General features: G+C 69.3%; 20 protein-coding genes. 9 read left to right on the top strand and 11 right to left on the bottom strand.

The annotated features are described in order from the left end of the window. Nucleotides 1-44: 44 nt before the first annotated feature. Nucleotides 45-350, top strand: coding sequence for an antibiotic biosynthesis monooxygenase family protein (locus OX958_RS33090; RefSeq protein WP_270134198.1), 306 nt, complete (start codon nucleotides 45-47; stop codon nucleotides 348-350). Here the strand turns inward: OX958_RS33090 and OX958_RS33085 are convergent. After that, nucleotides 332-1,285, bottom strand: coding sequence for an aldo/keto reductase (locus tag OX958_RS33085; RefSeq protein ID WP_270134197.1), 954 nt, complete (start codon nucleotides 1,283-1,285; stop codon nucleotides 332-334). The two genes, OX958_RS33090 and OX958_RS33085, sit on opposite strands and share 19 nt — an antisense overlap. Before the next feature lie 224 nt (nucleotides 1,286-1,509). On the opposite strand from OX958_RS33085, the gene OX958_RS33080 reads away from it, so the two are divergent. After that, nucleotides 1,510-2,079 (top strand): TIGR03086 family metal-binding protein, encoded by a 570-nt coding sequence (locus OX958_RS33080; RefSeq protein ID WP_270134195.1) that lies wholly within the window; start codon nucleotides 1,510-1,512, stop codon nucleotides 2,077-2,079. Between the two features lie 23 nt (nucleotides 2,080-2,102). On the opposite strand, the gene OX958_RS33075 is transcribed toward OX958_RS33080, so the two are convergent. Then, nucleotides 2,103-3,284: a hypothetical protein gene (locus tag OX958_RS33075; protein ID WP_270139192.1), complete on the bottom strand. Its 1,182-nt coding sequence runs from the start codon at nucleotides 3,282-3,284 to the stop codon at nucleotides 2,103-2,105. Beyond that, a complete protein-coding gene (locus tag OX958_RS33070) occupies nucleotides 3,268-4,317 on the bottom strand; it encodes a glycosyltransferase (protein WP_270134193.1) in 1,050 nt (349 codons plus the stop codon). The genes OX958_RS33075 and OX958_RS33070 overlap by 17 nt, the downstream gene beginning before the upstream one ends. 125 nt (nucleotides 4,318-4,442) lie before the next feature. Between OX958_RS33070 and OX958_RS33065 the strand changes: the two genes are divergently transcribed. From OX958_RS33065 to aceB, 3 genes are read left to right on the top strand one after another with little or no spacing between them, the layout of a single operon-like run. Further along, nucleotides 4,443-5,006 carry a TetR/AcrR family transcriptional regulator gene (locus OX958_RS33065; RefSeq protein ID WP_270134192.1) on the top strand — a complete coding sequence of 188 codons (564 nt, stop codon included), beginning with the start codon at nucleotides 4,443-4,445 and terminating at the stop codon, nucleotides 5,004-5,006. Further along, nucleotides 5,003-5,869, top strand: coding sequence for an LLM class F420-dependent oxidoreductase (locus OX958_RS33060; protein ID WP_270134191.1), 867 nt, complete (start codon nucleotides 5,003-5,005; stop codon nucleotides 5,867-5,869). Before OX958_RS33065 ends, OX958_RS33060 begins: the two co-directional genes overlap by 4 nt. A 13-nt stretch (nucleotides 5,870-5,882) precedes the next feature. After that, nucleotides 5,883-7,454, top strand: a complete 1,572-nt coding sequence (gene aceB / locus OX958_RS33055; RefSeq protein ID WP_270134190.1) for a malate synthase A — start codon at nucleotides 5,883-5,885, stop codon at nucleotides 7,452-7,454. Between the two features lie 23 nt (nucleotides 7,455-7,477). On the opposite strand, the gene OX958_RS33050 is transcribed toward aceB, so the two are convergent. Continuing rightward, complete coding sequence (locus tag OX958_RS33050; RefSeq protein WP_270134189.1) at nucleotides 7,478-7,879, bottom strand: DMT family transporter; 402 nt, start codon at nucleotides 7,877-7,879, stop codon at nucleotides 7,478-7,480. A gap of 50 nt (nucleotides 7,880-7,929) precedes the next feature. Continuing rightward, complete coding sequence (locus tag OX958_RS33045; RefSeq protein ID WP_270134188.1) at nucleotides 7,930-8,250, bottom strand: DMT family transporter; 321 nt, start codon at nucleotides 8,248-8,250, stop codon at nucleotides 7,930-7,932. Nucleotides 8,251-8,397: 147 nt separating this feature from the next. Here OX958_RS33045 and OX958_RS33040 point away from each other — a divergent pair, with 147 nt between their 5' ends. Further along, nucleotides 8,398-8,847 carry a MarR family winged helix-turn-helix transcriptional regulator gene (locus OX958_RS33040; RefSeq protein WP_270134187.1) on the top strand — a complete coding sequence of 150 codons (450 nt, stop codon included), beginning with the start codon at nucleotides 8,398-8,400 and terminating at the stop codon, nucleotides 8,845-8,847. 3 nt (nucleotides 8,848-8,850) lie between these two features. Here OX958_RS33040 and OX958_RS33035 read toward each other — a convergent pair whose 3' ends face one another. The 5 genes from OX958_RS33035 to OX958_RS33015 all read right to left on the bottom strand — a co-directional run bounded on the left by OX958_RS33035 (nucleotide 8,851) and on the right by OX958_RS33015 (nucleotide 15,329). Further along, nucleotides 8,851-9,753, bottom strand: coding sequence for a universal stress protein (locus OX958_RS33035; protein WP_270134186.1), 903 nt, complete (start codon nucleotides 9,751-9,753; stop codon nucleotides 8,851-8,853). Further along, entirely contained in the window at nucleotides 9,750-11,204 is a 1,455-nt protein-coding gene (locus OX958_RS33030; RefSeq protein ID WP_270134185.1) for an amino acid permease, read from the bottom strand. Before OX958_RS33030 ends, OX958_RS33035 begins: the two co-directional genes overlap by 4 nt. Before the next feature lie 70 nt (nucleotides 11,205-11,274). Continuing rightward, entirely contained in the window at nucleotides 11,275-13,764 is a 2,490-nt protein-coding gene (locus tag OX958_RS33025; RefSeq protein WP_270134184.1) for a VIT domain-containing protein, read from the bottom strand. Beyond that, nucleotides 13,761-14,489, bottom strand: coding sequence for a MerR family transcriptional regulator (locus OX958_RS33020; RefSeq protein ID WP_270134183.1), 729 nt, complete (start codon nucleotides 14,487-14,489; stop codon nucleotides 13,761-13,763). Before OX958_RS33020 ends, OX958_RS33025 begins: the two co-directional genes overlap by 4 nt. A gap of 51 nt (nucleotides 14,490-14,540) precedes the next feature. Continuing rightward, nucleotides 14,541-15,329 (bottom strand): S1 family peptidase, encoded by a 789-nt coding sequence (locus OX958_RS33015; RefSeq protein ID WP_270134181.1) that lies wholly within the window; start codon nucleotides 15,327-15,329, stop codon nucleotides 14,541-14,543. Between the two features lie 280 nt (nucleotides 15,330-15,609). Here OX958_RS33015 and OX958_RS33010 point away from each other — a divergent pair, with 280 nt between their 5' ends. Further along, on the top strand, nucleotides 15,610-16,314 hold the full coding sequence (locus tag OX958_RS33010; protein ID WP_270134179.1) for a GAF and ANTAR domain-containing protein: 705 nt from the start codon (nucleotides 15,610-15,612) through the stop codon (nucleotides 16,312-16,314). Nucleotides 16,315-16,349: 35 nt separating this feature from the next. Here OX958_RS33010 and OX958_RS33005 read toward each other — a convergent pair whose 3' ends face one another. Continuing rightward, nucleotides 16,350-18,263 carry a DUF1906 domain-containing protein gene (locus OX958_RS33005; RefSeq protein ID WP_270134178.1) on the bottom strand — a complete coding sequence of 638 codons (1,914 nt, stop codon included), beginning with the start codon at nucleotides 18,261-18,263 and terminating at the stop codon, nucleotides 16,350-16,352. Between the two features lie 391 nt (nucleotides 18,264-18,654). Here OX958_RS33005 and glgX point away from each other — a divergent pair, with 391 nt between their 5' ends. Both glgX and treY read left to right on the top strand, forming a co-directional pair. Further along, on the top strand, nucleotides 18,655-20,772 hold the full coding sequence (gene glgX / locus OX958_RS33000; protein ID WP_270134177.1) for a glycogen debranching protein GlgX: 2,118 nt from the start codon (nucleotides 18,655-18,657) through the stop codon (nucleotides 20,770-20,772). After that, nucleotides 20,769-23,174, top strand: a complete 2,406-nt coding sequence (gene treY, locus OX958_RS32995) for a malto-oligosyltrehalose synthase (RefSeq protein ID WP_270134176.1) — start codon at nucleotides 20,769-20,771, stop codon at nucleotides 23,172-23,174. The genes glgX and treY overlap by 4 nt, the downstream gene beginning before the upstream one ends. Nucleotide 23,175 lies beyond the last annotated feature (1 nt).

The raw sequence follows: 23,175 nt of genomic DNA, 5'->3' as shown, positions 1-23,175 counted from the left end.
TCATGATGAGTGACTGTCAAGATGTATGACGGAGTTGAGCTGAGATGAGCACGATCGAACTGACCCGCTTCAAGGTCGCCGCCGACCACGAGGCCGAACTGCTGGCCGCCCGCCCGGAGATGCTGGCGGACTTCGCCGCGGACCGCGCCGGTTTCCTCGCGGCCCAGCTGGTCCGATTGCCGGCCGGCGAGTGGCTGGACATCGTCGAGTGGGAGAGCCCGGAAGACTTCGCCGCGTCCCGCGAGAAGGGTGGCAACCTGCCCGGCATCGCCCGCTTCTTCGCCGCGATCGAATCCCTGGTCAGCGCCGAAGAAGGGACCGTCGCCGCGGTTCAGAAAGCGTCTCGGTAGGCAGCCCAGAATCGCTCCGGAATCTCGTGCTCCAGCAGGGCAACGAGTTCGGACACTTCCGCCGCGCTCCGGGCCCCGACCACCACCGCCGGTATCGCGGGGTCGCCGAGCGGGAACTGAAGAGCGGCGGCCAGCAGCGGTACGTCGTACCGGTCGGCCAGCTCGCGGAGCGCCCTGATCCGGGCGGCGAGAGCGGCCGGCACTGTGCCGTACCCGTGTGGTGCGCCGTCGGAAGCATCCGCGAGCACACCACCCTGGAAGACTCCTGCCGCCAGAACCGCGACCCCCAGCGAGCGGCAGAGCGGCAGCAGCTCCTCGGCTCCCGACCGGTCGAGCAAGGTGTAGCGTCCGGCCAGCAGAATGCAGTCCGGCCCCGCCGGACCCACCTCCCGCAGGAAGCGTGCGGCGACGTCGGCGTGGTTGACCCCGAGCGAGATCGCCCTGATCGTCCCGCGCATCCGGAGCTCTTGCAACGCCCGGAGGGCCTCGGTGGAGGCGGTGGCGAAGTCGAGATCAGGGTCGTGGATGTGCAGGATGTCGAGATGGTCGATCCCCAGCCGTCCGAGACTGTCCTCCAGCGAGCGGATGACGGCGCTGTAGGAGTAGTCGAGCCGGGGTCCCAGACCGGCCGGTGGCTCGGCCCAGATCGGCTGGGTGTCCGGGCCGCCCGGCTCGATCAGCCGGCCGACCTTGCTGCAGAGAACGAACTCCTCCCGCGGTCTCCCGCGCAGCGCCAGCCCGGCGCGCTGCTCCGACAGCCCGTAGCCGTAGACCGGTGCGGTGTCGAACAGCCGGACGCCGAGCTCCCAGGCACGGTCGATCGTCGCGACGGCCTCCGACTCCGGGACGGCCGCGAACATCCCGCCGATCGAGGCGAGCCCGAGACCCAGCCGACTGATCCGCAACCCCGTACGCCCCAGCTCCACAGTGTCCATGAACCAACACAGTAGAGGCCGCCGGTGTCGTCAACCGGAGTCCCAGCGGCCGGCGACAAAGTTGATGCTCGACGATTCAGTACCAAAAAGTTGCTCAGGGCAACGGTCTTGGTCGAGGCGTTACCCAGCAGCATCGCACCGGCGGCTGCGGCTCTCGCCAAAAGGTTGGCGCTGCTGGAGACTGTTCGAGCAGAACCACAGAAGATGTTGGGGAGGCACCACCGATGGGCGAGGTCGCGGAGCGGTACCGGCGGCGGGCGGAGGCGTTCGAGCAGAAGATCGCCGGCGTGCGGCCGGAACAGTGGGGGAACCAGTCGCCGTGTGACAAATGGTCGGCGCGGGACGTCGTGGACCACATCGTGGCGATGCACGGTTACCTGCTGAGGCCGGTGGGCCGGACCGTGCCGCCGGACGAGGATCCGCTGCCGGCGTTCCGGAACGCACGGGCGGCGGTGGAGCAGGTGCTGGCCGCCCCGGACCTGGCCGGCCAGGAGTGCGACACCCCGGCAGGGCGAATGACGGTCGAGGAGCAGATCGACCAGGTCGTCAGTGACGATCTGGTGCTGCACGGCTGGGATCTGGCCCGCGCGACCGGCCAGGACGAGACGATGGACCCGGTCGACGTCGAGCGGCTGTGGGCGAGCAACTCGGCGATCCCGGCGGAGGTGATCGAGCGGTACCGGACCCCCGGCGCCTTCGGGCCCGGGATCGAGGTCTTCGGCCCGGAGGTCGTGGTGCCGGCGGACGCACCGCTGCAAGCCAGGCTGCTCGGTTTCATCGGCAGGCACCCCTGAGCGGCAGCCGGCCGGAGCAGTAGCTAGAGCGGCAGCCGCAGAGGGGCGTAGTACGTGGCGGGGTCGGAGGCATTGGGGAGGCTGCTGAGGGCGGGGGCCAGCGCATCCGGGCTGCTGACCAGAGCGGAGTCGCCGCGATCGATGGCCGGGGTCAGGTATTCGTGGCCGGGCAGCTTCGCGACAGCGGTCCGGCAGCCCAGCACCATGCCCTCGAAGAGCGCGGTGGTGGAGACCCCGACCTGGTACGTCGCGGCGGCCAGCACCGCCAAGGTGTTGCCGGCTGCCAACCGGACACCGGCAGGCGCGACATAGTCCGTACTGCGCTCGCTCGGGTGCAGCTGGAAGGCCACGTCGAGGTCCGGCCGAGCGGCAGCCAGTGCCGCGGCGTAGCCGAGAAGCGCCGGGCCGGTGGTGCCTTGCGACAGGAAGACGACCGACCGAGGGTCTTTGGCCGCCACCTCGGCCGGCGACAGCGGTGAGATGAACGAGGCGCCGACCACCGACGCCTTCATCCCGGCCGGCAACTCGGCGACATCGGTCCAGTACGAGCCGAAGCACCAGAGTTCGTCGGGCTGGTCCGGGACATCAGGACGGCCCGGATAGCTGTAGCCCAGGTGGTACGGGCTGATCACGCCGTGCTGGAGCTCCACGACCCGGATGCCGAGATCGCGGGCGGCCCCGACGAGGTGCTGGTGGAAATAGGCGACCACGACGTACACGGTCTTGATCCGCCGCCGCCTCAGCAACGCCCGGTAGACCGCGCGGAGCCGGGCGTGCTTCGGCACCTCTCGCGCGACGAGCGCCGCGATCGGCACCCGCACCCCGGTCGCTGCCTCCAGGGCCGCGGTGATCTCCTCGCAGCGCGCGTGCGCCTTGCGGCTGCGGACAGCCCCGGCCGCGGAGGTGAAGAAGTCCAGGTTGCGGCTGTCGGGCAGCGGGGTGCCGTTGATACCCGAGTCCAGCACCAGGGCCGAACTGCCGAGTGCCGCGCGCAGCGAGTCGGTGTAGACCTCGACGCCACCGGGCTTGCGCGGATGCGGGACCACCAGCGAGTCGAACGAGCCGCGGGCCAGGAACGGGTTGCGGGTGACGGTGCCGGCGACGTGCTTGCCGACGAGCCGGGCCTGGTCGGCACGGGTCCGGCGTACCGGGTGGGGGTCGCCGTGCAGGCCGCCGCGGCGGGTCAGTTCATGGAAGACGCGCATCCGGATGATCGGCCACGGACGGACCCCGTCGATCTGCCAGGCCGGCAGGTCCAGCTCCCGCTCCACCTTCCAGACCGCTTCGCACAGCGTCCTCACGGTCAGGATGGTGCCGCTCCCGGTACTCGTCATGGTTGATCCCTACTATCCCCGCGAGGCTCCCGATACCGGAGAAGAACCGGCGGACCGCCTTCAGCAGGTAGGACCTCCGGAACAGCACCAGGCCGCCGAGGCCGAAGGCCAGCGCCGACACGATCCGGGCCAAAGAATAGGCCAGTACCAGGACGTAACCACGCACCCCCGGCCGGATCAGCAGCCGGCTGATGGTGTCACCGCTGCCCGAGCGGAAGGCCCGCCGGACCAGCCACGACAGCGTCGTCCGTGAAGCCGGCACGTGCTCGTGGATCTGCGCCTCCTCGCACCAGACGATCCGGTAGCCGGCCCGGTGCACGCGCAGGAAGAAGTGCAGGTCGCTGGAGCCGGTGTAGCGGAAGGCGGGGTGGAAGCTGGGCGTCACCGAGTGGAAGACGTGCTGCGCGACCAGGGTGTTGTTCGTGTAGGCCTTGTTCCGGCTGTCGCCGGTGGCGTGCCGTCCGGTCGAGTCGTGGACGTCGCTGTGCTGGTTCCAGGCCGGGGCGCCGGGCGGCAGGATGCCCCGGACCGGCCCGGTGACGACGTCGGCGCCGGACGAGCGCCAGGCCCGCAGCAGCGTGCACAGCCAGCCGGGCGGAGCGACCTCGTCGTCGTCCACGAAGATCAGCGCGTCGTCGTCCCAGGCGAGCAGCACCGACTTCTCCCGGGCGAACGGGATCCCCGGCTCGGGCTCGGCCGCGGCCTCGACCGGAAACCGGGACTCCTTGGCCGCGCGCTGGATCACGTCGGTCGCGCTGCCCTCGTCGTCGTTGTCGACCACGATGATCCGGACCGCGAAATCCTCCTCGGCCGGAAGTTCCTGGGCCAGCAGACTGTCGAGCAGCGCCGCGAGCAGGGCGGGTCGCCGAAAGGTGATGACGGCGATCGCGACCCTGGTACTCATGGAGGCCGACAATATCTGTAGACCCGGTCCGCGCGTGAGGTCGCCCGTGAGTCGGGCGCCGGGAGAAATGTGCTGGTGACGAAGCGATCCGGATTCCTGTACCTATAGGTGGGTACAGTTGCGCGGTGGAGACGGTCGAACGGTTGATCCGCAGTACTCAGGAACTGCTCTGGGAGCGGGGTTATGTCGGCACCAGCCCGAAGGCGATCCAGCGGGCCGCGGACGCCGGCCAGGGCAGCATGTACCACCACTTCAGCGGCAAGGCCCAGCTCGCCCAGGCGGCCATCGAGCGATCCGGCAGCGAGTTGCGCGCGGCCGCCGAGGAGCAGTTGAGCGGCGCCGGCCCGGCGACCGAACGGATCGCCGGCTACCTGCGCCGCGATCGGGAGGTGCTCAAGGGCTGCCGGATGGGCCGGCTGACCGCCGATCCCGACGTGCTGGCCGACCCGGTACTCCGGGCGCCGGTGGCCGAGACCCTCGGCTGGCTCCGCACCCGGCTGGCCGAGGTCATTGCCGACGGCAAGGAGTCCGGCGAGTACCCGGCCGGCCTCGATCCGGACCGGACTGCGGCGACCGTCGCCGCCGTACTGCAGGGTGGTTACGTACTGGCCCGCGCGGCCGGCTCCGACGAGCCGTTCGAGCTGGCAGTCGAAGGCCTGATCGAGCTGCTCGAGGGAGTTGCCGCATGAGAATCGGTGCAGTCTTTCCGCAGCTCGAGATCGGCGCGGATCCAGAGGTGGTCCGGCACTGGACCCAGACGGTGGAAGCGGCCGGCTACACCCATGCCCTCGCCTACGACCACGTGCTCGGCGCCGATCCGGCCAACCGGCCTGGCTGGCAGGGCTACACCGACAAGTCGCTCTTCCACGAGGTCTTCGTGCTGTTCGGCTTCATGGCCGCCATCACCACTTCTCTGGAGCTCGTCACCGGTGTCCTGGTCCTGCCGCAGCGGCAGACCGCGCTGGTCGCGAAGCAGGCGGCCGAGGTCGACGTGCTGAGCGGCGGCCGGCTGCGGCTGGGCGTGGGGATCGGCTGGAACCAGGTCGAGTACCAGGCGCTCGGCGTACCGTTCGAGCAGCGCGGCGCGCGGTTGACCGAACAGGTCGGCCTGCTGCGCGAGCTGTGGGCCGATCCGGTCGTCTCGGCCGAAGGCCGCTTCCACGAGGTGGTCGAGGCGGGACTCAACCCGCTGCCGCCGCGGCGACGGATCCCGATCTGGTTCGGTGGCACCGCGGACGCCGTACTGCGCCGTACCGGCCGGATCGGTGACGGCTGGATGCCGCAGAGCGGGCCGGACGCCGAAGCCCGCCGGCAGGTCGAGCTGGTCCGGGCCAGTGCGGTCGAGGCGGGCCGCGATCCGGCCGAGATCGGGTTCGAGGCACGGCTCACGCTGGGCAGGGTGCCGGAGAAGGAGTGGCCGGCCTTCGTCGCGGGCTGGCGGGAGCTGGGCGCCACCCATCTGGGAGTGAATACGATGAACATGGGTCTCGCCGGGCCCGAGGACCATGCCGCCGTACTGCGTGACGTCCTGCCGCTGCTGCAGGACAGTTGAGGAGAGTTTGCCTGTGTCGGTAGAAGTCACCGGACCGAAGCACGACCGGTACGACGAGATCCTGAGCGAGCGGGCCCTGGAACTCATCGGGCTGCTGCACCGGGAGCTGAACCCGCGCCGGCTGGAGCTGCTGGAGCGGCGCCGGACCCGGGTGCAGGAGATCGCGGACGGCGGTTCGCTCGGCTTCCTCGCCGAGACCTCGGCCGTGCGGGAGGATCCGGACTGGCGAGTGGCCGATCCGGCGCCCGGCCTGGTCGACCGGCGGGTCGAGATCACCGGTCCGACCGACCGGAAGATGACGATCAACGCGCTCAACTCCGGCGCGAAGGTCTGGCTGGCCGACCAGGAGGACGCGAACACGCCGACCTGGGAGAACGTGGTCGGCGGCCAGCTCAACCTGCTCGACGCGGTCACCCGCACCATCGACTTCACCAGCGACGCGGGCAAGACCTACGCGCTGAAGCCGGACGACGAGCTGGCCACCATCGTGGTCCGGCCGCGTGGCTGGCACCTGCCGGAGAAACACCTGCTGGTCGACGGCGAGCGAACCTCGGGGTCGCTGGTCGACTTCGCGCTCTACCTGGTCGCCTGTGGACAACTCCAGCTCGACCGCGGTCAGGGCCCGTACTTCTACCTGCCGAAGATGGAGTCGCACCTCGAGGCGCGGCTGTGGAACGACGCGTTCGTACTGGCCCAGGACTTCCTCGGGCTGCCGCGCGGCACGATCCGCGCCACCGTGCTGATCGAGACCTATCCGGCCGCCTTCGAGATGGCGGAGATCCTGTACGAGCTGCGGGAGCACTCGGCCGGGCTGAACGCGGGCCGCTGGGACTTCATGTTCAGCGTGATCAAGACCTACCGGACCCGCGGTACCGACTTCCAGCTGCCCGACCGGAACTCGGTCACCATGACGGTGCCGTTCATGCGCGCCTACACCGAGCTGCTCGTCCGGACCTGCCACCAGCGCGGCGCGCACGCGATCGGCGGGATGGCGGCGTTCATCCCGAGCAAGGACCCGGCGGTCAACGAGCAGGCGTTCGCCAAGGTCGAGGCCGACAAGACCCGTGAGGCCGGCGACGGTTTCGACGGGTCGTGGGTCGCGCACCCCGGCATGGTCGACATCTGCAAGACCGTCTTCAGCGCGGTCCTGGGCGATCGTCCGAACCAGCTCGACGTACTGCGAAGCGACGTGCAGGTGACCGCCGAGCAGTTGCTCGACGTGGTGTCGACGCCCGGTGAGGTGACCGAGGCCGGGCTGCGCAACAACATCAGCGTCGCGATCCAGTACCTCGCGGCCTGGCTGGAGGGCACCGGCGCGGTCGGCATCTTCAACCTGATGGAGGACGCGGCGACCGCCGAGATCTCGCGCTCCCAGATCTGGCAGTGGCGGCACAACGGCGTCGTCCTGGACACCGGCGCGGTCGTCACCACGGAGCTGGTGACCGGCCTGGCCGACGAGGAGATCGCGAAGCTCGACGGCGACCCGGCCGGCTACGCGACCGCCCGCGAGACCTTCCTCGCGGTCGCCCTGGCCGACGAGTACGTCGACTTCCTCACCCTCCCGGCGTACGAGCGCTTCGACTGAGCGGCGGTGGAGGTCGCCGGCGGTCAGACGCCGGTGGCCTGCACCACCTGCGGCTGCTCGACGGGACTCCTGGCGCTGTCCAGCCGGTCGGCGAGCTTGAGCCAGATGACACCGGCGATGATCAAGCCGAGCCACAGGGACTGGACCAGGGTCAGGCGTTCGTCGAAGAAGACGGGACCCAGCGCCGCTGCTCCGGCCGCCCCGATCCCTGCCCAGACGGCGTAGCCGATGCCGACCTCGATGGTGCGCAGCGCGGCGCTCAGCGCCCACAAGGTCAGCAGGAAGAAGACGACGGCGACCACTGACCAGGTCAGCCGGGTGAAGCCGTGGCTTCCGCCGACCGAGAGTGCGTAGCCGATCTCGAAGACGCCGGCCAGCAGGAGCATCAGCCAGGAGCGGGCCGCGGAGGGGGTGGTCGAGGACATCTGGAGTTTCCTTTCGAGAGGTTCGAGGACTGGGCGGGTGCGGGCAGGCGTCAGGCTGCGCCGCTGAGCTGGAGACCGACCACCCCGGCGATGATCGCCGCGACACCGAGTCCCTTGCGCCAACTGAGGCGCTGACCGAACAGCCAGACGCCGAGCAGCGTGATGCCGACCCCGGAGACCGAGGTCCACAGCGCGTAACCGACGCCCACGTCGAAGGTCAGCAGGGCCCGGCTGAGGAAGTAGGTGCCGAAGGCGCCGCTGACCAGCGTCACGATCGTCCAGCGGCGGTTGGTGAAACCTTCGGCCTTGCCGGCCGCGATCGCGACGACGACTTCGAAGACGACGGCGACGCCGAGATGGAGCCAGTGCATGAGGTGCCTCTCGATCGTTCATGAAGTTGCATGTGCATGCAAGTACTGCAGTGAACCATATCTCCTGAGGCGCGCTGAAGGGAACAGTAGAACTTTGCATGAGCATGTAATCTTGGTCGGAGAGTCGATGACAGGAGACCGGTCGCCATGGCACCTTCGCCCCTTGCGCCGCCGCGGGCGTCCGATCGCAGTGCCTGGGATCGGGTCCTGATGCTGCACGCCCGCGTGGAGCGCGAACTGGCCGCCGCGCTCCAGGGCCGGCACGGGATCGGTCTGTCCGAGTACCGCTCTCTGGAGCAGCTCGCCCACTCCGAGAGCAGCGAGCTGCGGATGCAGGACCTCGCCGACAAGGTAGGCCTCGGGCAGTCGTCGGTCACTCGGCTGGTCGGCCGGCTGGAGGCGGCAGGCTTCGCCTACAAGGATCTCTGCCCGTCGGACAAGCGGGGTGTCTACGCGGTGATCACGGACCAGGGGCGGGAGCGCTACCAGTCGGCGCGCGCGACGTACGCGGAGGTTCTCTCGTCCGCGTTGAACGTCTTCGCCGCCGACCCGGAGCTCGGCCCTACGGTCCAGGCTCTGCGTGTGCCACAGAACTGAGGCCTAGTCCGGCCAGGTGTAGCTGCCCGACGGGACGACCAGGGTCGGTACGGGCGTGTGTCGCAGGATCTTCGTCGCGGTCGAGCCCAGGAAGACGCGGGCCAGCGGGCCGAGGCGGCTGGAGCCCAGGACGAGGAGATCGTCGGGGGTCCAGGGGATCGCGGTCAGCGCGCCCGCCCAGCCCCGGCCGCGGGCGACCGCCGTCTCGACGTCGGTGACGCCGTGGTTCCGGCAGAACTCCACGGCGTCCTCATGCAGCTCGACCGCTTGCTCGGCCCACTGGGCGGCGACCAGGTCCTCGGCGTCGAGGCCGCCCTCGGGTGGGTACATGGTGTCCGCGCGCGGCACGAAGGTCGCCACGCGCAGGTGTCCGGCGTACCGCTTGACCAGTGCGCAGGCCGCGGCGAGAGCCTCACGAGACTGATCGGTGCCCGCGTAGGCGCAGGTCAGTGAGCCGAAGGTGGCGAGCGGATCACCGCCGTAGCCCTGCGGTGCAAGGAGAATCGGGACCGGCGACGAGTGCAGCAGTCGTGAGCTGACGCTGCCGACCAGCAAGGAGCCTTCGGTGGCGGCACGGGCCGACCCGAGCACCAGCAGGTCGACGTCCGGCTCGCTGGCCACCCGCACCAGGCCGTCAGCCACCGAGGACGACGCGATCCGGCGAAACTCGAGGGCGTCCGGATCACCCTGGGACAAGGCGTCGACCGCGACCCGCCGGGCCTGCTCGGCAACGGAGTCGAGCCATTGGCGGTACTCGAGATCGACGCGCTCCGTGCCGGGCTCGGAGCCGGCCGGCAGGACGGCGGCCACGACCAGTTCGGCTCCCGTCGTACGCCGAAGAGTGGCGCCGAGTTCGAGTGCCTCGGGGGTGTCGTCACCGCCGCGGTAGGCGACCACGGCTTTCACTGGCCGGCACTTTCGCCACGATCGGCCAGGACGGAGTGTTTGCGGCTGTAGAGGAAGTAGATAGTGAGCGCGAGAACCAGCCAGAGGGCGACCGAGATCCAGGTGACGGCGGCGATCGTGCTGGCGGCGTACGCGCAGGCGACGATCGAGAGGATCGGGATCACCGGGCCGAACGGCAACCGGAAGCCACGTTTCAGGTCGGGCCGGGTCCGGCGCAGGATGATCACCGTCGCGGAGACCACCATGAAGGCGGCCAGGGTGCCGATGCTGACCAGGTCGAACAGCTTGTCGATCGGTACGAGCGCGGCCAGGATCGCGATGAAGGCGCTGGTGACGAGCACGTTCCGGTTCGGCGAGAGGGTGCTCCGGTTCACCTCCTTGAACAACGGCGGCAGCATCCCGTCGCGGCCCATCGCGAACAGGATCCGGGTCTGGCCGTAGATGGTGATCAGGGTGACCGAGAAGATCGAGACGACCGCGCCGACGGCGATGATGATGCCGGGCAGCGCGACCCCGGTGACGTCGTTCAGGATCGCTTCGAGGCCGGCGTCCTGTCCCTCGAACCTCGACCTCGGCTGGGCGCCGACGGCGGCGAAGGCGACCAGCAGGTAGAAGACCGTCACGATCGCGACGGCGCCGAAGACCGCCCGCGGGATGGTCCGGCCGGGGTCCTTGACCTCCTCGCCGGCGGTGGAGACCGCGTCGATGCCGAGGAAGGTGAAGAAGATCGCCGGGATCGCGGCGGAGACGCCGCTGATCCCCTCCGGCGCGAACGGCCGGAGGTTGCCCGACTCGAACCAGGTCAGCGCGATCACCACGAACAGCGCCAGCACGCAGAGCTTGATCACCACCATGATCGCGTTCGCGCGGGCCGACTCCTTTGCACCGCGCAACAGCAACAGGCAGCACAGACCCACCAGGACGACCGCGGGCAGGTTGACGATGCCGGGGTCCTCCGCGAGCAGGCCGGCGCTCAGGGAGGCGGGGATCTGGAAGCCGAAGACGTCGTCGAGCAGCGCGTTGAAGTACTCCGCCCAGCCGACCGAGGTGGCAGCGGCGGCCACGCCGTACTCGAGGATCAGGCACCAGCCGACGATGTACGCCGGCAGCTCGCCCAGCGAGGCGAACGAGTACGAGTAGGCGGAGCCGGAGACCGGGATGGTCGAGGCGACCTCGGCGTAGCACAGCGCGGTCAGCGCGGCGATCACCCCGACCAGCAGGAAGGTGATCATCACCGCCGGGCCGGCCTCGGGCACCGTTACCGCGAGGACGAAGAAGATGCCGGTACCGATGGTGGCGCCGACGCCGAACATCATCAGCTGGAAGGTGCCCATCGTGCGCTGCAGGTGCTCGGACCCATGCTCGCCGCGACTGGCGGCGAGCATGTCGTCGATGCTCTTCTTGCGCAGCAGCGGATGCGTGGCTGACGGCGGACGAGTGGCTCGGTTCATGCTGACCTCCGACCGGATCGGTCGGGTCAGCGTGACACTCCGTGTCCGCCGTGTACAGCTCCCACTCTGGTCAGGAGCGTTTCCAGAACTGCCGCTTCGGTACTGCGTCCGCGGGAGCCGGGTGTGCGTCGTCAGCCGGCCCGCCTGTGGTCGGCGTGGTGCCGGCGAACTCGTCGAGCACCCGCAGCGCTCGCTCCCACAACGCGTCTAGCTCGGCTTCGACTACCGCCGTCGAACTGTCGAGCGCGGCCAGCTCGGTGATCAGCTGACGCAGCGCCTCCGCTTCTGAGCCAGTGGTGCGGAGGAGCGCGTCGAGGCGGCTGGCCAGATCGGACAGGATGATCCGCCGCTGCAGCAGCGTCGGCGTACCGGCGGTGCGGAGCAGTTGTGCCTCGGCAGCGGCTTGTGCGCGAGCTTCGGTCAGCGGGTCGTGGGCTGACTGCAGCTCCTCCGAGAAGCCGGCCGGAGCGCTGTGCATCGCGCTGCGGCTCATGGCGTTGAGGCCCGGGCGGAGTCGCGCCGAGCTTCGTGGGAGCGGCCGGCCGGCGCCACCCGCTGCGGCAGCGGGGAAGGCGGCATCAGATGCCGCCTGGGCACCGCCGGGAGCGGCAGCGAAAGCGGCAGGCATGGCGAGGGCGTGGTGATCCCAACCGGACGGCAACTCGACCGGCTGCGTTACTTGATGCCTTGGGCCACCATCGTTGACGACTCGCGAATCCACGGCGACCAGGGCGGTGAAGCGGCAGAGCACCTGGTGACGCAACGACACCGCGACGATCCGCTGCTCCAGTTCTTGCACATCGCCGGCAGCGGTGGAGTAGCGGTCCTCCAAGTCACGCAGGTGGCCGCGTGCCCAGACTGCGCTTGCCGCGGTGCTCTCCGACTGGGCGGCAGGCACCTCGGCATGCCACTCGTCGCCTGACGCGGTGATGCCGCGCAGAGTGGCAGTGGCATTGTCGGCCCGACCGCGATAGCGCCCGCGCAGTACGAGGGGGACGCCGGCGAATGCGTTCGGCGTACGGGCCGGGCTGATCGAGTCGGTCAGCAAGGTCAGGCCGTCGGCCGACAGCTCGAGGCCGGTCAGCAGCGGCGTACCGATCCGGAGGTGGATGCGGTCCAGTGCCTCGTCGAGGCGGTCCTCGCTCTCGACCAGTTCGCAACGGCCGCCGCCGAGGCCGGCCAGGCGACTGAGGAATCCCGCGTTCACTGCGCGGTCGATGCCGACGGTGTGGATGCGTACGCCGGTCAGTGGGCCGGCGAGTTCGGAGAGGAGCTGGTCCTCGTTGCCGACCTGACCATCGGTGACCAGGACGACCACGCGGTCGCGCTCGCCGCCGTCGCTGAGCAGGGTGGCGGCTTCGCGCAGCGGTGCGAGCATCTCGGTGCCGCCGCGTGCGGTCAGGCCGGCCAGGTGCTCGACCGCCCGGAAACGATGGCGATCGGTGCCCGCGGACAAGCCTTCGGGCAAGCCGGCCGGGCGCTCCACGAAGGTGTCGAAGCTGAGGACGGCGAAACGATCGGCCGGGGTCAGGGTGTCGACGATCCGCGCGGCTGCCCGGCGGGCGGCGATCATCTTCCAGCCGCTCATGCTGCCGGAGCGGTCCAGCACCAGCACGACGTCGCGGGCGCGCGGTGGGGTGGTTCCGAGGGGCGGCAGGATGGTCAGCTCGAAGGTGCCTTCGCCGCTGTCGTTGCTTTGAGCAACGTTCGTCTGAGTGGCCTGATTGATCGGGTCCGGGTGGAGGGTGAAGGCGGTCGCGGTTGCCTCGGCTTCGCCGTACGCGAGTCTAAGGATGAAGTCGCGGTCCACTCGCTCACCCGGCTCGATCGCGACGGTGGTGCCGTGATCGCCTTGCTGAGTAGCGATCGCGTGCAGGCTGGAGCGGATTCCCTGCAGCGGAAGGCCGGAGGGGTCGAGGTCGGCGGTGATGCTCAACCTGACGGGGTTGGGGAAACCAGGGAGCAGGATCGGCGGGGTGATGCGAGAGGCGTCCGGTACTGCGTCCGTGTCCGGTACGACGCCGTCGCCGACGCTGGGGCCGGTCAATGGGTGGCCTGGGATGTACCGCGGGGCGACCACCAACGGCAGCCGGTACGTCGCTTCGCCGTCCTCGTACGGGAGCGGCATGACGAGAGTGAGCTGGATCGTCACGAGCTCGCCGGGGAGGATGTTGCCGACTCGAAGGGTGAAGACGTCGGGCCGTTCCTCTTCGGCGATCGACGCTCGCTGGCCGGCCGCAAGTGCGTTGTCGTAGGTCTCGCGGGCCTGAGCGCGTTCTTGCAGCTCGGCCTCGACCGTGCGGCCGTCGGCGGTCATCCGGAGCGTGGTGACGGCGGCGCGGGGTGGGAGCGGGAAGATGTAGGTCGCTTCCAGCGGTACGTCGTACGGGTTGCGGAAGTCCTGGGTGAGCACGGTGCCCGCGACCAGGCCGGTGATGGTGGCGTGGGCGTCGATGCGTTCCAGCGGGAGGTTGCCGCGTTCGGTGCTCAGGGCACCGAGACCGGCGTCGTCGCTGAGGTCGGGGCGGTCGCCGGATTCGAGGGCGGGCAGAACGGTCATCTCTCGTCTCCTGACGATCGGGTGACAAGCCCCTGGCGGGTCAGCTCCGCGAGCAGCGGGGCTGCGGCGGCGGCCAGGCGGGCAGGGTCGGCGACGGGGCCGGGGTGGTCGAGCACGACGGTCACGCCGGTGGTCAGCCGAATGGCGGCGACCAGAGCGGCTGACGCGTCCGTTGCTGGTGCCGCTTCGCGCGGCGAGGCGGCGGCGGATGGTTGGTGTTGGTGGTCGGCCCAGAAACGGGAACGAGCCGACTGACGCGACCCGGCGAAGTGACTGTCGGCGGGATCACCCGAGCTGCCGTCGCCCGCGCCGCTGGCGATACCCGCAGCAGCAGCGTCGGCGCTCGCCGTACCCGCAGCGTCGGCGCTCGCCGTACCCGCAGCGTCGGCGCTGCCGTTGACGGGGGCGCTCGGGGTGGCTGGGAGGCCTGCGATGGGGTGGAGGGTTTCGTTGGTGGCGCCGGTGAGTTCGGACTGGATCTCGGCGAGGGTGCGGCCTTGGGACTGGCGGCGTTTGATGGCTACCAGTTGGAGGAGGTGGCGGTGGCTGTAGAGGGCGGTGCGGCCGCGCATCTCGGTGGGTCGGTCGATCAGGCCGGTGGTCGTGTACCAGCGGATCGCGCGCTGGTCCGGGACGGCGCGCACCCGGCCGTTGGCCTGCCCCGGGTAGTCGGCCAATGCCGACTCCACCCGTTCTGCCAGCTCGCCAAGGGTCCACAGTTCCATCTGTGGATCATGACACTGTCATATGACAGTGTCAATGTCAGGGAGCCGCTGTTACCGCGCGAGCTCGGCCTGCAGCAGCTTGGTGGCCGACGAGATCTGCGCGTAGACCCCCGGATACCCACGCTCGGCGCACCCCTTGCCCCACGAGACCGTCCCGAGCAGCCGTCCGTTCAGCACCAGCGGACCACCCGAGTCGCCCTGACACGCATCGCGGCCACCGTCGACATAACCCGCACAGACGTTGGTGGCAGCGGCGTACCCGTTGGCGGTGTACTCCTCGTTGGCCAGGCAGGCGGCGTCGCCCAGATTCGGTACGGCGAGCTTCGACAACGTGTCGGCGGGACCCGTCTCCTGCGTGTCACCCCAGCCGAAGACCGTCGGTACGACGCCCTTCCGGTCGGCCTTCGGGTCCGTCTCCAGCGGCAGCAGCGGTACGCCGGTGATCGGCCGGCTGAGGGTGAGGACGGCGAAGTCGTACCGGTTCTCGGTCCGGTTGTACCCCGGGTGGATCCAGATCGACTTGATTCCCGAGCTCCGGCCGACGGTGGTGTCGGTCAGGTCGGGCCGGCCCTGGACCGCCGTGTAGGTGGAGGCCGGCTTGATCATGCAGTGCGCGGCGGTGATCACCTTGTCCGCCTTGACCAGCGCGGCGCCGCACCAGCGGCCGGTCGACCGCGAGGACGTCGAGTTGGTCAGCGCGATCGCCCACGGCGCTTCGGTCGTACTGGAGAGGGTTCCGCCGACGATCAGTTCATGGTCCTGACGGTCCATCGAGGCCGTCGCGGTGCCGGCGGAGGCGAGCAGCAGTACTCCGGCAATGGCAACAGCGCGTTTCAGCATGCCGGAGAACCTACTCTATGTGGCTTCTCGAACGCGGTAAGTGATCGAAACGTCGCAGGCGTGGACACATCGGGTTGCCGCCGCGGATCCTGCTTAGGCCTGGCGCGGACGGGCACAGGACGATCACGAGGGTGCAGGAACTCGAGGTTCTGCAGCTTTCAGGCCCCGGCGTTGAGGAAACCAGCGCCGGGGTCGTCCTGTTCGGGCAGGTCTGGCGCACACTGGTGACAGGAAGCGCCGACTCCTTGGGGGGAATCGGCTTCCGTGGAGGAGCTGACGGATGACCGGACACGATGACCTGCACCTGGAGATCGCCGACGCGATGGCCGAGGTGGCCGCTTCGCTGCGTGCTCCGATCGACCTGGACGAGACGCTGGCGGTGATCACCCGGGTGGCCGCCGACACCGTCCCGGGGATCGTCGACGCGAGTATCTCGATCACCACCAAGGAAGGCCGGATCCAGACCCTGGCGCCGACCGGGCCGACGGTGATCCGGGCCGACCACCTGCAGTACGAGCTGGGTGAAGGCCCCTGTCTGGAGGCGGCGGTCGAAGAGCCGGTGGTCGCGGTGAACGACCTGGCCGCCGACCCGCGCTGGCCGGACTTCGGCCCGAAGGCGGCGGCACTCGGCTTCGGCTCGCAGGTCGCCTTCCAGTTCCGCGCCGTACCGCACGTCCGCGGCGCACTGAACCTGTACGCGACCGAGCCGAACTCGATCGACCAGGACGCGATCCAGCTGGGCAGCATGTTCGCCGGCCAGGTCGCGCTGGCGATGGGGTGGGCCCGCCAGGACCAGACGATGACCGAGGCACTGGCCACCCGCAACGTGATCGGCCAGGCCGTCGGCATCGTGATGGAGCGCTACCACCTGGACTCCGACCGCGCCTTCGCCTTCCTGACCCGCCTCTCCCAGACCAGCAACACCAAGCTCAACGCGATCGCCGCGGCGCTGGTCAGACAGGTGAACGAGAAGTCACACAGTTGAGTCCGACCAGGACGCCGCGGCATCCGTCGCTCGAGTCAGCTGACGGTGAGGACCTTGGACGGGGTCTGGGTGCCCTGGTGGTCCGCGTCGGCCAGCCAGACGACTCGGTAGGTGTAGGTGCCTCGGGCTGTTGGCTTGATGCTGAAGGTGTACTTGCCGTTGGTGGTCAGTTTGACGGTGGTGACGGCTACCCAGGTGGTGCCGGATCTGCGCTGCAGGTAGGCCGTGGTCCCGGCGTGCGGGGGGTTGAGGTAGCCGTAGAGCAGGGTGCTTGCGCCGAGCTTGATCGCGGCCGGTGTCAGGTAGCCCGACATCGCCGGGCGGACCTCCACCAGTACTGCGCTGCTGCGCGAGCCGAGCAGGTCGGCCGAGCCGTTGTAGCCCCACATGTAGTAGGTGGAGACCGCAGGCTTCTGCAGGGACGTGGCGTCGCCGGTAGCGGAGGACATGACCGTGGTGACGGTCGTCCACTTGGTCCCGTTCTTCGCCTTCGAGTACAGCGTCATCGGTACTCCGGCCAGCCCGGCCGCAGTGTCGACCCGGGTGGCTTTGCTGCTGAGGGTGACTCCGCCGGTGTACATGATCGAGGCGGAACTCGCGGCGATGGTGGCCCGGGTGCCGGCGAGGAAGGTGTCTGCTCCCGGGCCGATCTTGCCGGTGGTGTCCTTGATCCAGGCGCGGAACGTGTAGCTGGTCGCCGCCGCCAAGCCGGGGGCACCCGCAGTACTGGCTGTGCCGGCGTAGACCGCGGTACCGCTGGTGGGCAGTGCGGGCGGGGTGGCGCCGGTGTTGCGGCGCACGATGACCTGGCCCAGCTTGGTGCCGGTCGGGACCGTCCAGCGGAGCGCTGCTGTGGCGTTCGAGCCGGTCGCGTCGAAGCCGGTCACTGGGACCGGTGGCGCGGTCAGGTTCAACGCGTTGCTGTCGATGGTGATGCTGACGCCGCCATGGGTCTCGGTGACGTTGCCGACGTTCTGGTGCACGCGCTGGTGGTTGGACCAGTAGGTGGCCGGGATGAAGCGGCTGGTGCCGGCCGGGGTCGATCCCCAGTGGGCGAACCACAGGTTGTCCGGGCGGGTGTAGGCGGTGCTGTTGTAGGCGCTGGACAGGTCAACCCCGCCTGAGCTCGCACTGACGTACGTACCGCTGACGTAGCCGTGGGAGTTGAGCTCCTGCGTCCAGCCGCTCAGATAGGACAGCACGGAGGCCTTGCAGGACGCGGTCGACGGGTAGTTCTCGATGTCGCTGTAGATCGCGCTCCGCGGCGCGAACCCGAGCGCCTGCGCCGCCACAACGGCGTTGGCCGCTGCAGTACGGCCCTCGGTCAAGGCGATGGCGGGGTCCGTCGACATCTTGCTGCTGAAGGTGGTGCAGGGGGCCTGCATGCCGACATCGATCAGCAGGAACTGCCAGCCCTTCGCCGCGTTCGCGGCGACCCACTCCGGCGTCAGGTTCGGCTGGTCACAGGCACGGAGGGCGCCGCTGGTGTAGATCCCGACCGCCCGGTACGGCGAAGCCGGGTACTTCCAGGCGTCCATCGCTGCCTGGCTCGGAGCCGCGCAGGTGTCGAACCCGGGAGCGCCGATGGTCCCGGTCGCCACGATCGAGGGTGCCGCTTGAGCCTGCCGCGGCTGCTGAACGGCCTGCGCCTTGGAGGTGACCTTGCCCGACTTCAGCACCTTCCGGGCGACCTGCTCGGCGCCCGGAGCGTGGTACGCCGTCGCCAGCACGCCCGCGTCTGCCACGGCGATCTGGAGCTCGCCGTCACTCGACCGAGCCGCCCTGGTCAACGGCTCCAGCACCAGCCCCTCGCTGCGGCCGACCAAGCGCGAAGGACAGTCCGCCTGCCCCGTACTGCGCCCCAGGTACACCGCCGGCCGGTCGAACCGGACACAAGCCGTCGGGTCCTTCGCCAGGTCCACCACCGGCCAGTTCGCCGGCACGGTCACTTCGTATCCTCGATAGGAAACGGTCCGGTCACCCGCCCCCTGAGCCGCCGCCGTGGCGACCACGCCACCCACCAGCGCCACTGCGACCGAAAACACAACAGGTCTGACTAGCCTCACCAAAGCTCCTCACAACGACGGACGGCTGCTCCGGGACGTGACTGCCTGCCCCCACATCCCCAGCCCCGACGCCATCCAAGGCGAGCAGCAGCGACTTGTCGAAGAGCCCCCGGCAATCACCCCGATCCGCGGACCCTATCGGCTCCTGACCAGGCCCACACCGGATCTCTGCTGCAGCTTGCTGCAACTTTCCGGTGCTCCGGCCAGGTGAATTCATCGGGACGAAACACCCCGCCGTTCTTCGGAAGGGGGTAGGGGTGGGTACCGTCGTCGAGTGCAGAAATGGCCTGGTCGTCCTTATCCCCTCGGAGCCACGTACGACGGCTCCGGTACGAACTTCGCGCTGTTCTCGGAGGTAGCTCAACAAGTTGACCTTGCCCTGATCGACGACGACGGCTCGGAACAGCTGGTCCAGCTGACCGAGGTCGACGGATTCGTGTGGCACGCGTACCTGCCGGCGGTCCAGCCCGGGCAGCGCTACGGGTACCGCGTGCACGGTCCGTACGATCCCGCCAACGGGCACCGGTGCAACCCGTCGAAGCTGTTGCTCGACCCGTACGCGAAGGCCATCGACGGTCAGGTCGATGCCGACGAGTCACTGTTCAGTTACCGGTTCGCGAAGCCGGACGAGCTGAACACGATGGACAACCGCGCGCACACCATGCTGTCGGTGGTCACCAACCCGTTCTTCGACTGGGGCAACGACCGGCCGCCGGGCCACGCGTACCACGAGACGGTGATCTACGAGGCGCACGTCAAGGGCCTCACCAAGACCCACCCGGGCCTGCCGGAGGAGATCCGCGGCACCTACGCCGGGATCGGGCACCCGGCGATCATCGAGCACCTCAAGGAGCTCGGGGTGACCGCGATCGAGCTGATGCCGGTGCACCAGTTCGCCCAGGACGGGCATCTGCAGGAGCGGAACCTGTCCAACTACTGGGGCTACAACACGATCGGCTTCTTCGCGCCGCACAACGCCTACTCGTCCCTGGGGGGCCGCGGCCAGCAGGTGACCGAGTTCAAGACGATGGTGCAGGCGCTGCACGAGGCCGACATCGAGGTGATCCTCGACGTGGTCTACAACCACACCGCCGAGGGCAACGAGATGGGCCCGACGCTGAGCTTCAAGGGCATCGACAACGCGGCGTACTACCGGCTGGTGGACTCGGACAAATCGCACTACTACGACACCACCGGCACCGGCAACAGCCTGCTGATGCGGCACCCGCACGTGCTGCAGCTGATCATGGACTCGCTGCGCTACTGGGTCACCGAGATGCACGTGGACGGCTTCCGGTTCGACCTCGCCTCGACTCTGGCCCGCCAGTTCCACGAGGTGGACCGGCTGTCGGCGTTCTTCGACCTGGTCCAGCAGGACCCGGTGGTCAGCCAGGTGAAGCTGATCGCCGAGCCGTGGGACGTCGGCGACGGCGGCTACCAGGTCGGCAACTTCCCGCCGCTGTGGACCGAGTGGAACGGCAAGTACCGCGACACCGTCCGGGACTTCTGGCGGGGTGAGAAGTACACGTTGGCCGAGTTCGGCTCGCGGCTGACCGGCTCCTCCGACCTGTACCGCGACGACAGCCGGCGTCCGCTGGCCAGCATCAACTTCATCACCGCCCACGACGGGTTCACCCTGCGTGACCTGGTGTCCTACAACGAGAAGCACAACGACGCCAACGGCGAGGGCGGCAACGACGGTGAGAGCCACAACCGGTCCTGGAACTGCGGCGCCGAGGGCGAGACCGACAACGTCGAGGTGCTCCAGCTGCGGGCCAAGCAGCAGCGCAACTTCCTCGCCACACTGCTGATCTCGCAGGGTGTGCCGATGCTCGCGCACGGCGACGAACTGGGCCGCACCCAGTCGGGCAACAACAACGTGTACTGCCAGGACAACGAGCTGGCCTGGGTGAACTGGGACCTGACGGAGGAGCAGCAGGACCTGCTGGAGTTCACCGGTCAGCTGGTCCGGCTGCGCAACGAGCACCCGGTGTTCCGGCGCCGCCGGTTCTTCCACGGCGACACCGGCGTCGACGGACTCGGCGACCTGGTCTGGTTCACCCCGGACGGCCAGGAGATGCAGGACGGCGACTGGAGCCGGGACGACGCCCGCGCCGTCGCGGTGTTCCTCAACGGGGACGCCATCTCCGAGCCCGATCCGCGCGGTGAGCCGGTGGTCGACGACTCGTTCCTGATCCTGCTGAACAGCAACCACGAAGCGGAGGACTTCTTGCTGCCCACCAAGGAGTACGGCGAGAACTGGACGGTGGCGGTGGACACCGTCCGCCCGACCGGCCGGAGCAACGAGGTCGAGCACGCGGCCGGCAGCACCGTCCGGGTGGAGGCGCACGGCATGTTCGTGCTGACCAGGCCGCGGCAGGCAGCGCAATGACAGCGGTCCCGCAGGCCACGTACCGGGTGCAGGTGCACGCGGAGTTCGGTTTCGACGCGGCCGCCGAGATCGTTTCGTACCTGCACAGCCTCGGGATCTCGCACCTCTACCTGTCCCCGATCCTGCAGGCCGCACCCGGCTCCATGCACGGGTACGACGTGGTGGATCACAGCAGGTTGTCCGAGCCGGCCGGGGGCCGCGAGGCCTTCGACCGGCTCTCTGCGCGGCTGGACGACCAGCGGATGGGCGCGATCGCGGACGTCGTACCGAACCATGTGGCGGTGCCGACCCCGGCCCGGCTCAACACCGCCCTCTGGTCCGTACTGCGGGACGGCCCCGGCTCGCCCTACGCGGACTGGTTCGACGTCGACTGGGGGTCGGGCAACCAGCCGCTCCTGATGGCGGTGCTCGGCCAGCGGATCGGCAAGGTGCTGGCCGACGGCGAGCTGTCCGTGGACAACGACGTCCTGCGCTACTACGACCACGAGTTCCCGCTGCGGCCCGGCACGGAGTCGCTGCCGATCGCGGAGCTGGTGACCGAGCAGTGGTACCGGCTGGCGCACTGGCGGGTCGCGGACGAGGAGCTGAACTACCGGCGCTTCTTCGACGTCGACACCCTGGCCGCTGTCCGGGTGGAGAACCAGGAGGTCTTCGAGGCCACCCACGAGCTGCTGTTCTCCTTGCTGCACGAGGGGAAGCTCAACGGGTTCCGCATCGATCACCCGGACGGCCTGGCCGACCCGCGGGGCTACCTGCGGCGCCTGGCCGAGCGCACCGGCGGCGCCTGGGTCGTGGTCGAGAAGATCCTCGAAGGCGACGAAGAGCTGCCCGGGGACTGGCCCTGCGCCGGCACTACCGGGTACGACGCCCTCCTGCGTGTGGGTGGGCTGTTCGTGGATCCCGCTGGAGCAGCGCCGCTGTCGGCCCTCCACTCGGAGCTGACGGGCGAGCCCGCCGACTTCGGATCGGTGGTGGAGCAGGCGAAGCGTGAGGTCGTGAAGCACGGCCAGTACGCCGAGGTGCACCGGCTGGTCGAGTTGCTGGCGCGTATCTGCCAGGACGACGTGCGTCTGCGCGACCACACGCGCCGCGCCTTCCACCTGGTGGTCGTCGAGCTCCTGGTGAACTTCGACCGGTACCGCGCGTACGTCGTACCGGGGGAGCAGCCTGATCCGACGTCGATCCGGGCGCTGGAGCACGCGGTCGAGAAGGCTCGGCGCAACCTGGACGAGGACCAGCAGGAGACGCTCGAACTGGTCCGCGACCTGCTGCTCGGCCGCGAGGCCGGTACCGCGAGCCGGATCGACGAGCAAGCCAGGCACGAACTGATCGTGCGGTTCCAGCAGACCTGCGGACCGGTGATGGCCAAGGGGATCGAGGACACCGCCTTCTACCGCTGGTTCCGGCTCACGTCGCTGAACGAGGTCGGCGGAGATCCGCAGCACTTCGGGGTCTCGCCGGAGGAGTTCCATGCCTTCGCCGCCCGGCTGAACGATCGCTGGCCGCGCACGATGACCACGCTGTCCACCCACGACACCAAGCGGTCGGAGGATGTCCGGGCCCGGCTGGGAGTGCTGTCGGAGCAGCCGGCCGCCTGGACGGAGGCAGTTCGGTCGTGGCGGTCGCTGAGCGAGCAGCATCGCGACTCGGAGCTGGACGGCAGTACGGAGTACCTGGTCTGGCAGACGATCTTCGGGACCTGGGACGATGGCCCGATCGCCGAGGAGCGCCTGCAGGCCTATGTTCTGAAGGCCACGCGAGAGGCCAAGCGGCACACGAGCTGGACGTCGTCGAACTCGGAGTACGAGGAGGCCGTGGCGTCGTTCATCACCGGGGTGCTCGGCGACGAGACCCTGCTGGCGGCGATCGGCCGGTTCGCCGATGGGCAGTCCGAGCACATCCGGGCGGCGACGCTCGGGCAGAAGTTGGTGCAGCTCACCATGCCCGGCGTTCCTGACGTCTATCAGGGCACGGAGCTGGTCGACCTGTCGCTGGTGGACCCGGACAACCGCCGACCGGTCGACTACGGGCGGCGGATCGAGCGGCTGGCTCGTCTGGACGCCGGTGCCCGGCCGCACGGGCTGGCCGAGGAGAAGCTGCTGGTGACGGCGAAGGCGCTGCGGCTGCGCAGGCAGAACGCGGAGGCCTTCGCGGGGAGCTACAAGCCGCTTCCGACGTCCAGTGGCCATGCGGTCGCCTTCTGCCGAGGTGACTCGGTGGTGACGGTCGCTACTCGGCTGCCGGTGGCTCTGCATCGGCTGGGCGGCTGGGGCGACAGCACCGTCGTACTGCCCGAGGGGGACTGGCAGGACGTGTTGACCGGGCGCTCGGTGGGTAGTGGAGCGACTCGGATCGCAGAGCTACTGGCAGATCTTCCGGTGGCGTTACTCGCAAGGAGCTGAG

It is taken from the genome of Kribbella sp. CA-293567 (assembly GCF_027627575.1).
Classification (GTDB): Bacteria; Actinomycetota; Actinomycetes; order Propionibacteriales; family Kribbellaceae; genus Kribbella.
This window is presented reverse-complemented; position numbering and strand designations above follow the sequence as displayed.